Here is a 13950-nt window from a genome sequence, read left to right as displayed (position 1 = left end):
CTCTCTTTCCGATGCATTTACTTGCTTCTGTATTGATTTAATATGCCGAAGAATAGAAGAACAAAAAAAAATCAGAGAAGGCGTTTCAAGACTATGTTTTTTAAGCATCTTAAATATATAATGTAATTAACAAATATTACCTACGAAAGGAGATGCTCTTATGGGAAAACTTGTTGAAGGGCTTTGGGACTGCCCATTCTGCGACAACAAACGAATCAGGGCAGGGCAAAAAACATGCCCAAATTGTGGACATCCACAGGACGAAAGCACAAAATTTTATATGCCCGATACTGTAGAATATGTACCTGAAGAAAAAGCAGAAAAAATCAGCCGCAATCCGGACTGGCAGTGTTCTTTCTGCGGCAGCCTTAACAGCGATAACCTGGATTCATGCGTAAACTGCGGCGCTACAAAAGAGGAATCTGAACGAAACTATTTTGAAATGCGGAAGCAGGAAGAGGAAAAGAAACGTAAAAAAGAAGAGCAAAAAGCACCTTCTCAAAGAAGCGAGTCAGAAAAACCAAGAAAATCTTTTCTGAAAAGCATATTGCTTCTTATCGGAGCCTTTGCAGCAATCGCATTTGTTATTTTTGGATTGGTATCCTGTTTCTCGCCAAAGGTCAGGAACGTCACGATTGATGATTTTGAATGGCAAAGAACGATTGACGTTGAAGAAATCGTCACTTATGACGAAAGCGGATGGACACTTCCAGATGGCGCGCGGCTGCAATATACCCGAAATGAAGTCAAGACATACAAAGACGTTCTAGACCATTACAAAACCGTAACAGAGACCCGAACTAGAAGAGTAATAGACCACTACGAAAAACGCAGCTCTTACAAAAACCTCGGCAACGGATATTTTGAAGAGCATACCAAAAATGTTCCTGTATACACGACGGAAACATACACCGAGAATGTACAAAAACCCGTCTACCGACAGGAACCCGTGTATGCTACGAAATACTATTACGAGATTGACCGGTGGACTGTCACAGACACCGCAAAAAGTTCCGGACATGGTCAGAATCCATCCTGGCCGAAACCAAAGCTTAAAGACGGCCAGCGGACCGGTGATAAAAATGAGCATTATTTTGTAACAGCCACATATCAGAAAAAGAAAGACGAAACAGAAACGGAAAAATACGAGATGGCTTTTTCTGAGTGGAATGAATTGGAAAAAGGCGAAGAAATAAAGCTTAAGATTGAGGTGGACGGATTTGCGGAGATAAACAAGGATTAAAGAACACGATACATAAGTACACCCGGAAGATTAATTCTTCCGGGTGGTTTTTTATGTTTTTTTTTGCATATGTTAACTGCTTGCTTTTTAGAATTTTTCCAAAACCTGCATATTATAGCCGACAAAACAAAAAGGACGGTGAAAAAATTGATTAAAGAAAAATTCTTAAATCTCGTTAACGTATGCAAAAATGACCGCGATATGCTGGATATCATAGAAAGCGACACGAGAGCTCTTGGCGAATATGTGTATGCAGTGCACATGATGGAAACAGCTCTCCCAATTATTCGCATTAATTATGAAGGTCAGGAACTGCGTGACCGAATTGAAAAACTTGACCACAACCGCAGGGCGCACCACGAACGCGCAATAATTGGCGTTAAGCGTCTGAACCGTTTTGCAGAAATGGAAGGCGTTGAAAAAATCTTTTCCGGAGACATCAACGACCGATATGCGATTGCTGACTTTTGCAGGGATGCTACAGTTGAAATGTTTGATGACCGTACAGGCCGCAACCTTTCGATGGTACATCCTGAGCAAACTGTTGATGCTGAACCGGAAAGAGATTAAAATGCAGACAGAAAGAGAGAACAAAAACATGTCAAACAATATCAAATTTGTTACAGAAAAGAAAAGCAAATTTCTGACGACAAAAGAATATTACGGATATGGCCAAATCCTTAAAATTTCAGACGATGGAATTGAAAAACACATCGTAGTAAAACCAAAAGACCCGGTCTTTGGAATTACCATTAAATTTTTGGAAACCGGCAATCCGCAGTTTTTAATTCCTGCCGTTTCTATTGAGGATATGGCAATCATGCTGAAGAATCTTGAAGAAGCTAAAGCGTTTTATAAAGAATTCTATAAACGACGAGATGAATTTATTTAGGATACTGTTTTTTGGTATCCTTTTTTATTTATTTTATATTTTTGTCTTTCTGCATATTGATTTTGTAAATGTTTTACAAACAAGAAAGGAGAAAATTTATGGGAAAATTAGTGGAAGGACTTTGGGATTGTCCATATTGCGGCTCAAAAAAGATTAAAGCAAGTCTCAAAAACTGTCCTCATTGCGGACATCCGCAGGATGAAAATACGAAGTTTTATCTTCCGGATGCTATTACTTATGTTCCGGAGGAAGAGGCTTCAAAAATCAGCCGCAACCCAGACTGGCAATGTAGTTTCTGTGGCAGCTTAAATAAGGATACTGATAATAATTGCCGTAACTGCAACGCAACAAAAGACGATTCTGAAAAGAACTATTTTGAAATGCGGCAGGAACAGGGTGAAAAAGCAAAAAACGATTCTCATTATTCGGGCAGAAATACAGTAGGCGATACCGAAGAAAACACAAAGAATTACGAAGAATCATCTTTTAGCACTCAAAGTTATTCTTCTAATGCCGGAAGCGGCTTTAATCTTAAAGCAGTCATTGCCGGTTTGCTTGGACTCACAGGAATTGGACTTATCATTGCCTTTATTGTTTCGCTTTTTATTCCAAACCTAAAAGAAGTGACTGTAAACGACTTTAAATGGGAACGCAGCATCGGAATTGAAGAATTTATCACATGCAATGAAAGTGATTGGTCCTTGCCATCTGATGCACGGCTGCAATATACGCAATCTGAAATTAAAGAATACCAACCGATTATAGACCATTACAAAACAGTTACAGAAACAAAAACCAGACCGGTATTTGACCATAACGAGGCTCATACGTCTTACAAGGACCTTGGCAATGGTTATTTTGAGAAACATGCTTACTACACACCCGTTTACCGTAACGAAACTTATACGGAAACGCACCAGGAACCTGTTTACCGACAAGAACCGGTATATGCTACAAAGTATTATTATGAAATAGATAGATGGCAAACTGTAGACCACGCAGTGTCGGCTGGAAATGACCAAAAACCTTATTGGTCGAAGCCTAAACTTGGTAGCAAGCAAAAGACTGGAATAAAAACAGAGAGATATTCTGTCATTATTACATATAAAAACAAAAAAAATAAAGATGTAACAAAAGAGTATACAATGAAATATTCTGAGTGGAAAAAATTAAAAAAAGGCAAAAACGTTAAGCTCAAACTCAATAAACTCGGATATGCCGAAATTCCGAATAAAAATGAGGCCAGCTCTGGATTTGTTTCAAATTCCAATGTAGATGAATAAAAACACAAGCCCAGCAAGAAAATTGCTGGGCTTTTTAACAAAAGAAACAGCCAGATTTTACTAGCTGTTTAACATAGTGTCCATAGAGAGACTTGAACTCTCACGCCTTTCAGCACATGAGCCTAAATCATGCGCGTCTGCCAATTCCGCCATATGGACATAAATCGCAGTGACAAGATTTGAACTTGCACGCTTTTCAGCAATTGATTTTGAGTCAACCTCGTCTTCCGAATTCCGACACACTGCGAAAATGCGCCAGGAGAGACTTGAACTCTCACGAAGATAATTAAACTTCTTTGGATTTTAAGTCCAATGCGTCTGCCTGTTCCGCCACTGGTGCAAACTTAATTTTTTTCCTTATCACCTGCTCCTCGCAGGCTATCTAATCGTTTCATTATTTTTACCTCTTTTTTTTCTTATATTTTTAACAGCCAATACAGGAATCGGACCTATATCTCCAGAGTCAGAGTCTGGCGTGCTACCACTACACCAATCGGCTGAAATTCGGACGGAGCGACTTGAACGCTCGACAATGTGCATATCAGGCACATACTCTACCATCTGAGATACATCCGAGAGCCGACAGCTGGACTTGAACCAGCGACCTACTGATTACGAATCAGTTGCGCTACCAACTGCGCCATGCCGGCATTAAGATGACGGTGAGATTCGGACTCACGGTGGCAGAGTTGCAGTCTGCTGCCTTAAACCACTTGGCGACGTCATCATCGGGCGGGAGATTCCCGCACGTGTCTGGCGAAGGTGAACGTAAATTCACCGAGTCATCAATATTGCAAAACGGAGTGTAAAGGATTTGAACCTTTGTGCCGCGATACGCGACGCTGGATTAGCAATCCAGTGCAATTAGCCTGCTCTGCCAACACTCCAAAGAGCAGATGCAAAAATTTTCGCAGGAGCTACCCGCTGACGGAATTGAACCGACTGCCAAAGCTATACTGACTAGAACACTGTTTTACATCTGCAACACCGCATTCAGGACTTGAACCCGGGACGTGAACCTCTCGGCAATTGAATCACCTAGCATCCGAAGACACCCAGGTAAACTAACAACTACTTTTATCTGCGAGAAATACAACCAACGCATATGCAAGCGTATGCACCAGAAATATCCCTGGACAGAGGCCCGGCTGCAGACATGCCACAGCAGGACACGACGAGGCTCCTATGGACCTGAAGTTTTAAACAGAAGGTGTAACAGTCAGAGACTATTTCTTTTTTGCATACTTGCTTCAGGTCGCTGCTTTATATTGTAATGAGCAACCTATTCTTAAGGTAAGAGAACGTCTCTTTTATGCTCATATATAATATGCTGAAAAATTTGCTTGTTTGGATATATTTTTTTAAAAAAAACGCAAGCGATACTTTTATTTATTAGTCGCTTTCATCTCGGTAATTTAATTGCCGAGGATTCCCGCTTTATATCCTAATGCGGCAAAACATTCGCAGAGAGACTCGAACTCCCACAAAACCACGGTTCGTAGCCGTGTGCTCTATCCATTTAAGCTATGCGAATTTAAACGCCGTCTGAGGGATTCGAACCCCCATGCCCTTCCGGACCACGGTTTTCAAGACCGCTGCAATACCATTCTGCACCAAGACGGCAAATATAAAAAACATTAAAGAAACTGGGCTGGTCAGATTCGAACTGACGTGATGCAGCAGTCAAAGTGCTGTGCCTTACCGCTTGGCGACAGCCCAATATATTTTCCGGCAATGCCCTTTTTCGCCCTGTGAAATCACAGATTTGCAGGTTTAAACGCTATCCCATGCTCTCGCGTACATTGCCAAACAGACACGGAGTGAGTTGAACACCCATCTTCGGTTTTGGAGACCGACATGCTACCATTAACACCACGCGCCTACATATTTTTAACTATTTTTTTCAATTCTTTAATCAGTTCACTTATCTGTGATTTAGTATATACCACAGGGCTACCTTCTTCTGACGATAGAATTTCAATGTTGTCTGAATCTTTATGCTGGCTGACCATCAGCCAGGCTTCTCTGCCATACTCATCGCAGCCGCAAACTTTTGCATATTTTTTGTTAGATTTTTTTATCGCTATTTTTCTCCTTTCTTTCAACATTCAAGAATTTTAAAATAATTGCCCACCCCTATACCCATAATTTTCCAATTTTTAAGCATCCTGCCGGAGTTGAACCGGCGCCACCGGTTTGGAAGACCGGGGTCATATCCGTTAGACCAAGGATGCATATATATTAGCGCCGCTATACCGGCAGCCGCCACGTAGACGGCTTATGCTTAAAAATTCGCATACCGATATAGTCTTACATGCTGCCGCTTTCCGCGCCCACATCCAACAACGTTAGATGCGTCACATACTTGCATTTTTGCAGGTGACCTTCGCATAAACCTGCTGCCTCACCGGTAACTGTACTGGTCTCGTATATCCTTACGCTGAACCAATTTCTCCCCGCTCGGACTACCGTAGAATCCCACAGAATTCATGATGGATATTTTTGACGAAGGTTTTATGTATTCTTTTTGCTTTTCAGCAAGAGCTGACAATCGGAATCGAACCGATAACCTCATCATTACAAGTGATGCGCACTGCCAATTGTGCTATGCCAGCGAAGTGACGGCTGCGGGACTTGAACCCTGATGCATTACTGCCGTGAAAGGGCAGTGTCATAACCTTTAGACCAAGCCGCCAAAATGTCAGATGCAGGACTTGAACCTGCGACTTCCGATTTGTAAGAACGGCACTCTCCCAGCTGAGTTAATCTGACAAAGAATTGCGGGAGACGGACTTGAACCGACGACACCGGGGGTATGAACCCCGTGAGCTATCCAACTGCTCTATCCCGCAGTACCGGATACGAGAATCGAACTCACGGCCTCCTGGTCCCAAACCAGGCGCTCTACCAAACTGAGCTAATCCGGTATATGCAGCAGACACGCTGCCGCAATATTGCAGGTGACGAACCTGCAAGAAAAGCGAATGTTGTCATCATACGCTGTGACCTTATCGGTCAAGCGACCCCACCGGGGCTTGAACCCGGAATCTCAGCCGTGACAGGGCTGCGGAATAACCAGTTATCCTATGAGGCCATTACATATGCCAGCTTGCGCTTCAAGTATATATCCGCAAATATGTACCCGCATTCTTTTTGCAACAAAGCGTAAGCCGAATGGGCAGGGTGAGATTCGAACTCACAATGTTTCTAGTGTGACGGTTTTACAGACCGCTTGCTTCAGCCATTTTGCATACCTACCCTAAATATGTTTCCATTTAGTATTGCAATAGTGATAATCAACTTCCATTATTACTTCATCTCCTTTTTTCTTTCACATATTTAATATGCTAGATTTTTTCTCAATCGGACGAAAAATCCAAAATATTTTTAAAATATTTTTCCAATCCTTTTTCAGCTAATCGTCTCCCAGACCAGCCTCATCAAATTTTTGTTGTACCCTCTCGAACAAGAATCTTCGGTTACTTTTGCATGTCTGACTTTTCTGTTGTATTCCTTCCGTCTTGACCGCATATTCACTTTGCATTCTCTTCTATACCAAGACCGGTTATACACTTTTTCTCTGTTTTTTGTCATCATATGCTTCACCTCGCTTTTGTCCTCATGTACACTGCCTGCACAGAGATTTGAACTCTGGACCTTGAAATTAAGAGTTTCCTGCTCTACCAGACTAAGCTATACAGGCGATTTCCAGGATTTATCCTGCAATGCGCCTGACGTGATTCGAACACGCGATATACGGGTTAAAAGCCCGCTGCCATACCGCTTGGCTACAGACGCAAATTGATATTCTGTTTTCGGCATTTCGCCTTCTGTTTTCGTTTGGTTTTTCTCATTATTTTCAATCCTCCTGTTTATCTTTCTTTTTTTTGTATGTTCCCGACATTTATATCGGGAACATCAGCTGATGCGGCGGGACTTGAACCCGCAAACCCTTCGGCTGATAACTCCCCGGCTTCGCCGGAGTCGTTACCAGATTACAGCCGCTTTGCGGCTTCCAATAACAGCCGACCGTGCTACATATCTACATAACGCTTTAAATTTTTATTTCATGTGTTCTTTTTAGACGTCTCCGGTATTCACCTTGAAGACATCAGCTGGCGCGGCGGGACTTGAACCCGCGACATCTTGGTTAACGGCCAAGCGCTCTACCTGCTGAGCTACACGTCAATATTTCTTTACGAGCAAAAAACCTTCACCCGTCAATCGCATACAGCCAAGGCTATATGCCAAATGGAGCATACGGGAATCGAACCCGCCGCCTCCTGCTTGCAAAACAGACGTCGCCCCATTGCGACTAATGCCCCATATTCGCCGGCAGCCTTCCTGCCGGCATATTTAACTTACATGCTATACACCTTTTCAACCCCGTTTTCAAACTTAACGGTAATCTTATCCGGATATCCGGACGGGTAAGATGTATACGGAAGATGTCTCATCTTAACAATCTTTCCTTTTTTCTTGTGTCCAGCCTCACACTGCTCGCATTTCTTTTTGTCTTTGTATTCTGTCCCGCAAATATCGCATTTCCAACATGTAGTTTCTTTCATTTTTTTCTCCTTTTCTCTTCTCGTGTATTTTTTTCTTTACACTTACAGTATGCCAGAGTTTTCAAAAATGCGAAATTTTTTGCGGATTATTTTTTGGTCTCTGCGTTCAGCCAAGAACCAGACAAGACCAAGTGGACGGTAGAGGAATCGAACCTCTGACGCGCAGGGCTTCAACCTGCCGCTCTTCCGTCTGAGCTAACCGTCCAAATTAGACGGTGTAAAATCGCGTTTTCATATTTTTCTCATTTTTTTCTTTTTTCAGCATCCGAGTGCCTGTTCCGTCAGCATCAGTAAGAAAAATTCTTACCAGGCTGCGGCTTAAACATCACCCCGGGTGCCTGTTCCGGAATAAAAGAAAAACCGCCTGCCTGGATATGTTTCCAGCAAACGGTCTAAGTATTGTAAAATCCATCATATATAACGCAATCCCTGCGTATAATCAAAATTTCAACACTTCAACCGTCGCTTACTCCACGCGTATTTTTGTTCTCCACAATCATTAAAACTATAGACTGACCATGTAAAATCGCATACTGACCAAGGCATGCCTGTTGTGGCATACTGCTTAGATTCATTATTTGATTTCGCATTATAAAGTCTCTGTTTTAACATAGCGGTTATTCTCTCCTTATTTTTTAGATTTTTTGTTATATTCAATATGCAGAATTTTTCAAAAAATATAACATTTTTTTTAAAGCAAAGTGCCCATCGCTTATTTGACGAAAGCGCATGCTTGCGATATTCAACATATCGTCTGATAGCACGCGTGCACAGCTTGGTTTTCGCTGTTACTTCATCAAATAAGAGACAGGCACTTCTCTTATCTATGTTATGTATTATAGCACAGTTATAACAATGTGTCAAGCATTTTTTTAAATTTATTTTTTTGACCTGACAAAAATGCCATAACCAATTAGCGCGACAACGAACGCAAATGTAAGCTGTGCTGCAACATCAATAATTGACACGTGATACCATTTTTTTTCTTTCGTTTTTTCCTCTTCCTCAGTTGGTACAGCCGAGTCTTCCTTCACAGAGGACATGTCATCAGCGGAATCAGCGGAGGCGTCAGAACTAGGCTGGATGTCTTCACTTTCATCAACTGAACCTGAAGTAATATCTTCAGCCGTAGTACTGTCTTTGGATTCTTCGCCTGCATTTTCGCCTGAGTCAGCAGAAGCATCCGCTTTTTTGGTCCTTTTTTCATTTTCTTTATCTGTAGAATTTACTTCTTTAACCGTTTCTGTGACAGTTTCCGCTGTGACCATATGAACCGGCATAAGCCCTGGTGCCAAGGCAAGCGCCAAGGCCCCAGTTGTTAAAACTTTTGTAATTTGAATCATACTTTTCTTTTTTTTCATATTTTCCCCTTATACTCTGTTTTCCGGAATATCATCTTTATCCTTATCTGTGGTTTTTACATCTTTCAGTTTAGACTTTTCCGCATTTCCGATTCTGGCATTCTTTCTCGCTTCAATCTTTGCGGATTCCCTTTCGCTTCCATAAGAAGCCCTGACGCCATCCATGGCATCCTGTTTCTTCTCATCTTCTGTTCTTAATCCAAAGTCCGGAGTGAACATCTCTTTCATCATTTCATTATTAGAATCATCAATTTCCTCATCCGCTGCTTCCATTGATTCTGCGGTAACCTGTGCAGCGACAAGCTCATTCATCTCTCTTTCGATGTCGGCTTCAACTTTTGCAAAGTCAACCTCAAACGGACTGAATCCGACATTCTCTGTAGCATAAATCATCTGAAGCAATGTAGAGCCTTTACCACTTTCAGAGTATCCTCTCACGCATACTAAAGGGTTCATAAGCGACAAAATATGAGACGCGTTTCTGTCTAACGATGTGATACTGGAAAGCATCAGCAAATTTTCGCCATTAATGTCAGAGTGGAATTGTTCTACAATCTTCATTACCTGATTAATTAATAATACGTCTGCATTCCTGAAATCCAGCTCCATCATCGTAAATGGCCCCATGAATGATACATATGTAACGATAGCCTCAACTGCCACCAGATACTTATATGGGGCGCCAATAGTCTTATCTTCATTGATTGGATATAAGCCAAAATCTATTACCGATTTTGCCATGTCATCATCATCTGTTCCGACTAAAAAATCAAGTATATCATTAAGTTTAACTTCTTTTCCGTTTTTGTCTGTAATCATTTTTCCTCCTTTTTTTTTAACGAGTTCAGTTATCGATAGTCGGGGATTTCCCGCTCCATATTAATATGCAAAAAAAACGCGTAAAGGCTACGCGTTTTTTCAAATTAATTAAACATCCTCATGCTGATTTCTCTGCTTTTAAACAGCATAAACAGAGCAGCAAGCATAATTCCTACTCCCGTAAACAGATTCGAAGGTGTAGTCAGTGAATTTACAAATTTTTCGATATCACTTTTTGGATATGCTTCTTTCATATTTACAAGTGTTCCGGTTTGTTCCTCCTGGGACTTGACCTCTTCGTCCTTTCTTCCGGTCTCTGTCACTTTATTAATTTTTGTCACTTTTCCATTTTCATCTGTCTCCATATCGACGTTAAGGCTTCTTATCTCAATCTCTCGTTTTCCCGTAGTCGTATGTTCTAGGTAAGTTGCTGGGTTTTCAACTTTTCCACTCGTGCTATTTGAAATCCTTCCGTCAACGATAATTGAGTTATGGATAAAAGTTACGCTTGCACTAATCACCAGAATCACGACTATCTGAAACATGATTCCCATTGAACGCTTTATGTATCTGACAATATCTGTATTTGCTCCTTTCCCGAAAAATGAGACGCCTGCAACCAATGGTGCCGCTGAAATACGAATGACCAATTCCATAATTCTCGATGTCGCAAAGAAATAAAGAATACTGTAAAAAACGACAGAGACGAAATATGGTACCACTATTGACATCAACATCCCAACCCTTGACGTCAATCCAAACGCCGCCAAGCCATTTTGCAGCTTATCCTTATCCACACCTTTTATTTCGTTAGCAATGATGGAACCAGTAAGTTCTTTATTCATATCATTAAATACTGCCGATGTAAAATCTAACATCAATTGGAAGATAGTCGAAATGTTCATTAATATAACGTAAAGCATAAAAAACTTCAAAAAGTGGACAAAGAAATTATGCAGTGTAAAATCTCCGGCTGATGCCTTGTCTCCAAGGGAGACTAAGAATCCGACTGTTAATAGTCCAACGCCAAGGATAGACATCGCGGAACACATTGTTGAAAACCAGTCTTGTTGATATAAAACGTTGACATACGAATTATAATCGTTAAATATCTTCGCGATGTCACTTGGTTTATAAAGAAATCTGTATACTTGTACTAAAAATGTGGCCAACAAACTATTCACATTATCACCCCCCTACATTATACACCGACTATCGTATTACATAACGACATTGACTGCTTTATCAGGCCTATCTTTATCATACAAAGCAATAAGAAATAAATAAGCTTAGGCCCTCCTATTAGCGTGTCCATAAAGGCTATGGTTTTATCTTTTTCAAATGTTTTATATTCATTTGCGATTTTTGCATATCCTTTTTTGCTGTATTTATAAGAGGCGTTCGCTTTATTACTTGTCCTTGCGAACACTTGTATTCCTAAGGTCTTTTCATAATTTTTGTACTCTTCTTCCATATCTTTTGTCACTCTATGTGGATTTGACAATTTTCTTTTGGCTGTAGCAATATCTGACTTTAGTGTCAAGCCATTCGCCGACTGCACATTGTCAAATGCGCTATATCCAAGCTTATCAACCGCTGCAGCTACATCCTTTTTAAGCTTTGATTTGTTCCTTTTTTGGGAATTAATCATATCCTTCTTCGCATCTTCTATGGTCTGACTGGTCTGCCCGGCATCACTATAAACATCTCCTGATGTCATATACCCTGCGATATTAGTTACAGCCAATACTATCAGCATGATAACGGAGCATTGAAGAGACATTGCAAATGTCTTCTTCAAAAACCTTGCAGCGTCAGACCTGCGAGAGCCTTCAAAGCAGTTTGCAATAGCGATTGGAGACGCTGCAGCGCATACGCATATCCTAAGCACACGGGTTACAACCACATATATAATTGCGACATCAGTAGCCAAACAGGCAACATATGGAATTAAACCATTAAACATATACTGTATTTCTTTAATAAGCCCTATATCGTCAATACTTTCCTCAAATGCTGTTGTATAGCTTGATAGTGACGCAACAGTCGCTGTATTCTTTATCAGCAGCGAAGTCATAGAATCACCAAGCCAAAACAAAAGCCTGACTATTTCAAACGAATACATAGCGAGCACAAAACCTACAAAATATTGAATGAGTGTTTTAAAAATAACCTTTGGAGAGGTCTCCATTCCTGCCATACGTGTTCCAAAAGAAATGACGAAATAGACCGCCAGCATCCCAAGCGCGATTACCCTCAGCTGCACATATACGGAATGCATTGGGCCTCCGTCTGCTAACGTATCTGAAATCGCATCGCTGTATGTTGTTAAAATCTTCTGTATTCCATCAAGTGAATACATGCTATTGTAAATAAGCAGATACATACTTGCTATAAAATGGTCCACTACTCAACACCCCCCTTTATATATTTGTATTTGTAATGTAGCTGCAGAGTTTGGCCGATGAATGTATCATTAAAACCTTCGTTATGAGCAAAATAACAAATAAAACCATCTTTCCACCGTCTGCACCTATACACCACTTGAAGAATCGTTCTGTGGACTCAATGGTCATTCTGTATTTTTTATTTTTTAAAATCTCTTTTGCCTTATCTTCTGCTTCACTCTTTATAGAGCCAACATCACGACCCGTATTTTTTATTATTCCATCTGCACCAACCAATTTGTATTTTTCGCTGTCCTTTAGCTTTTCTTTTTTATTTTCGGAATCAATCTCCACATCATCGCCTTTTACAACAGCTCCAACGGCTTTTAATGCGTTTTTAATATCATTAGCCCCTTCCCATACAACTTCGACAATACTGGCCTTATGGTCTGTATATTCAAAATTATTTATTGGATATAAGACAGCCGTATTATTTTTAATCATAGCCGCCGCATAATTATCTTCTATACTTACACTGCTTCCGTCAACCTTTAAGGTTGAGTCACCCTGGTCAACAAAATATCCCGTATTTATTGTAGTCAAAATCATTGGGTATACTTGACAGATAATTGTTACCACTACCAGTTGCAGCATGATTGCAAACATAGTTTTTATGTATCTAAAGCCACTGCTTTGAAAGTTAATCGTTCCTCCAATGTCATTTTCAAAAATGTCCGCCACTCCTATTGGAGCAAAAACATAGTACACAAACAACTGGATAATCCTTGTTACCGCAAAATATGTGACATACAATCTTGTTGCAAGACTTGCCAGAACAAGCAACAATGCTGACAACGTATATCCTATAATAGCCCCAATGGAAAAATGGTCATATACACATCGGCTTAACAGAATCTGCACCACTTCGTTTCCAAGAATTTTGCTTACCGCCGTTGAGCCGTTTTGCAAATTGATAAATTCACCATTTAGCGTTTCAACAAATGTCAGCATAAATATAAAAATCTGTTTACTGTAAAAAATCACAAATACCGTACCTAATGCTGTGCAAAATGACTTTCCAACCTGTAATGTTGATAGCTGATTAGCCATAGCCTTTGCGGACAAATCCGAAAAGAAATAATACAGCATCATAACAAGGCCTATCGCAATAATAATATTCGTAAAAGCGCTTGCCACCGGGTTATCATTAATCATATGCTTCAAGTATCCGTTAAACTTCTCTATGATGTCTGCATATGTTGTGTCCATTCCGTAAACATTTGTGTAAATGTCAATGTACCAGTTGACGAGAAATGACGACGAGATATACATAAGAGGATATTTCATTCCTGCAGCTGCCGCTATTAATGGAAAAGCCCACATCTTTTATCACCTCC

At 40.6% G+C, this 13950-nt stretch carries 11 protein-coding genes and 25 tRNA genes; 4 read left to right on the top strand and 32 right to left on the bottom strand.

Annotation, left to right across the window (positions count from 1 at the left end; all coding sequences use genetic code 11):
* Nucleotides 1–160: 160 nt before the first annotated feature.
* From DMI82_RS04425 to DMI82_RS04410, 4 genes are all read left to right on the top strand, one after another.
* On the top strand, nucleotides 161–1243 hold the full coding sequence (locus tag DMI82_RS04425) for a hypothetical protein (protein WP_110102599.1): 1083 nt from the start codon (nucleotides 161–163) through the stop codon (nucleotides 1241–1243).
* Between the two features lie 147 nt (nucleotides 1244–1390).
* Nucleotides 1391–1813 (top strand): DUF3232 domain-containing protein, encoded by a 423-nt coding sequence (locus DMI82_RS04420; protein WP_158526423.1) that lies wholly within the window; start codon nucleotides 1391–1393, stop codon nucleotides 1811–1813.
* A 1-nt stretch (nucleotide 1814) separates the two neighbouring features.
* Nucleotides 1815–2135 (top strand): hypothetical protein, encoded by a 321-nt coding sequence (locus tag DMI82_RS04415; protein WP_110102597.1) that lies wholly within the window; start codon nucleotides 1815–1817, stop codon nucleotides 2133–2135.
* A 98-nt stretch (nucleotides 2136–2233) separates the two neighbouring features.
* Complete coding sequence (locus DMI82_RS04410) at nucleotides 2234–3418, top strand: zinc ribbon domain-containing protein (RefSeq protein WP_110102596.1); 1185 nt, start codon at nucleotides 2234–2236, stop codon at nucleotides 3416–3418.
* Nucleotides 3419–3495: 77 nt separating this feature from the next.
* Here DMI82_RS04410 and DMI82_RS04405 read toward each other — a convergent pair.
* The 32 genes from DMI82_RS04405 to DMI82_RS04255 all read right to left on the bottom strand — a co-directional run bounded on the left by DMI82_RS04405 (nucleotide 3496) and on the right by DMI82_RS04255 (nucleotide 13936).
* A tRNA-Leu gene (locus tag DMI82_RS04405) sits at nucleotides 3496–3577 on the bottom strand.
* Between the two features lie 5 nt (nucleotides 3578–3582).
* Nucleotides 3583–3665: transfer RNA gene (locus tag DMI82_RS04400), tRNA-Leu, on the bottom strand.
* Between the two features lie 4 nt (nucleotides 3666–3669).
* Nucleotides 3670–3758 (bottom strand) — tRNA-Leu (locus DMI82_RS04395).
* A gap of 88 nt (nucleotides 3759–3846) precedes the next feature.
* Nucleotides 3847–3917, bottom strand: a tRNA-Gln gene (locus DMI82_RS04390).
* 4 nt (nucleotides 3918–3921) lie between these two features.
* A tRNA-Ile gene (locus tag DMI82_RS04385) sits at nucleotides 3922–3994 on the bottom strand.
* Between the two features lies 1 nt (nucleotide 3995).
* Nucleotides 3996–4068: transfer RNA gene (locus DMI82_RS04380), tRNA-Thr, on the bottom strand.
* Between the two features lie 4 nt (nucleotides 4069–4072).
* Nucleotides 4073–4145 (bottom strand) — tRNA-Cys (locus DMI82_RS04375).
* A 72-nt stretch (nucleotides 4146–4217) separates the two neighbouring features.
* A tRNA-Ser gene (locus tag DMI82_RS04370) sits at nucleotides 4218–4305 on the bottom strand.
* Nucleotides 4306–4876: 571 nt separating this feature from the next.
* A tRNA-Arg gene (locus tag DMI82_RS04365) sits at nucleotides 4877–4952 on the bottom strand.
* Nucleotides 4953–4957: 5 nt separating this feature from the next.
* Nucleotides 4958–5041 (bottom strand) — tRNA-Ser (locus DMI82_RS04360).
* Between the two features lie 23 nt (nucleotides 5042–5064).
* Nucleotides 5065–5137, bottom strand: a tRNA-Gln gene (locus DMI82_RS04355).
* 91 nt (nucleotides 5138–5228) lie between these two features.
* Nucleotides 5229–5300: transfer RNA gene (locus tag DMI82_RS19710), tRNA-Trp, on the bottom strand.
* Nucleotides 5299–5526 carry a hypothetical protein gene (locus DMI82_RS04350; protein ID WP_110102595.1) on the bottom strand — a complete coding sequence of 76 codons (228 nt, stop codon included), beginning with the start codon at nucleotides 5524–5526 and terminating at the stop codon, nucleotides 5299–5301. The genes DMI82_RS19710 and DMI82_RS04350 overlap by 2 nt, the downstream gene beginning before the upstream one ends.
* A 54-nt stretch (nucleotides 5527–5580) precedes the next feature.
* Nucleotides 5581–5652: transfer RNA gene (locus DMI82_RS04345), tRNA-Gly, on the bottom strand.
* Nucleotides 5653–5960: 308 nt separating this feature from the next.
* Nucleotides 5961–6033: transfer RNA gene (locus tag DMI82_RS04340), tRNA-Thr, on the bottom strand.
* A 4-nt stretch (nucleotides 6034–6037) separates the two neighbouring features.
* Nucleotides 6038–6113, bottom strand: a tRNA-Glu gene (locus DMI82_RS04335).
* Nucleotides 6114–6117: 4 nt separating this feature from the next.
* Nucleotides 6118–6190 (bottom strand) — tRNA-Val (locus DMI82_RS04330).
* Nucleotides 6191–6196: 6 nt separating this feature from the next.
* Nucleotides 6197–6270 (bottom strand) — tRNA-Met (locus DMI82_RS04325).
* Between the two features lies 1 nt (nucleotide 6271).
* Nucleotides 6272–6345: transfer RNA gene (locus DMI82_RS04320), tRNA-Pro, on the bottom strand.
* A gap of 93 nt (nucleotides 6346–6438) precedes the next feature.
* Nucleotides 6439–6512, bottom strand: a tRNA-Asp gene (locus DMI82_RS04315).
* Nucleotides 6513–6593: 81 nt separating this feature from the next.
* Nucleotides 6594–6678, bottom strand: a tRNA-Tyr gene (locus DMI82_RS04310).
* Between the two features lie 369 nt (nucleotides 6679–7047).
* Nucleotides 7048–7121 (bottom strand) — tRNA-Lys (locus tag DMI82_RS04305).
* A gap of 23 nt (nucleotides 7122–7144) precedes the next feature.
* Nucleotides 7145–7216: transfer RNA gene (locus DMI82_RS04300), tRNA-Lys, on the bottom strand.
* A 317-nt stretch (nucleotides 7217–7533) separates the two neighbouring features.
* Nucleotides 7534–7606, bottom strand: a tRNA-Asn gene (locus tag DMI82_RS04295).
* A 64-nt stretch (nucleotides 7607–7670) separates the two neighbouring features.
* Nucleotides 7671–7743: transfer RNA gene (locus tag DMI82_RS04290), tRNA-Ala, on the bottom strand.
* 36 nt (nucleotides 7744–7779) lie between these two features.
* Complete coding sequence (locus DMI82_RS04285; RefSeq protein ID WP_110102594.1) at nucleotides 7780–7986, bottom strand: hypothetical protein; 207 nt, start codon at nucleotides 7984–7986, stop codon at nucleotides 7780–7782.
* Between the two features lie 132 nt (nucleotides 7987–8118).
* Nucleotides 8119–8191: transfer RNA gene (locus tag DMI82_RS04280), tRNA-Phe, on the bottom strand.
* A gap of 673 nt (nucleotides 8192–8864) precedes the next feature.
* Nucleotides 8865–9347: a hypothetical protein gene (locus DMI82_RS04275; RefSeq protein ID WP_110102593.1), complete on the bottom strand. Its 483-nt coding sequence runs from the start codon at nucleotides 9345–9347 to the stop codon at nucleotides 8865–8867.
* A 9-nt stretch (nucleotides 9348–9356) separates the two neighbouring features.
* Nucleotides 9357–10166 (bottom strand): hypothetical protein, encoded by an 810-nt coding sequence (locus tag DMI82_RS04270; RefSeq protein ID WP_110102592.1) that lies wholly within the window; start codon nucleotides 10164–10166, stop codon nucleotides 9357–9359.
* Nucleotides 10167–10270: 104 nt separating this feature from the next.
* Nucleotides 10271–11350 (bottom strand): hypothetical protein, encoded by a 1080-nt coding sequence (locus DMI82_RS04265; RefSeq protein WP_110102591.1) that lies wholly within the window; start codon nucleotides 11348–11350, stop codon nucleotides 10271–10273.
* 17 nt (nucleotides 11351–11367) lie between these two features.
* Nucleotides 11368–12573, bottom strand: coding sequence for a hypothetical protein (locus tag DMI82_RS04260; RefSeq protein WP_110102590.1), 1206 nt, complete (start codon nucleotides 12571–12573; stop codon nucleotides 11368–11370).
* A 16-nt stretch (nucleotides 12574–12589) separates the two neighbouring features.
* A complete protein-coding gene (locus DMI82_RS04255; protein ID WP_110102589.1) occupies nucleotides 12590–13936 on the bottom strand; it encodes a hypothetical protein in 1347 nt (448 codons plus the stop codon).
* Nucleotides 13937–13950 lie beyond the last annotated feature (14 nt).

Origin of the sequence: Blautia sp. BCRC 81119 (genome assembly GCF_003184505.1) — a bacterium.
Taxonomy (GTDB): domain Bacteria; phylum Bacillota; class Clostridia; order Lachnospirales; family Lachnospiraceae; genus Blautia_A; species Blautia_A fusiformis.
This window is presented reverse-complemented; position numbering and strand designations above follow the sequence as displayed.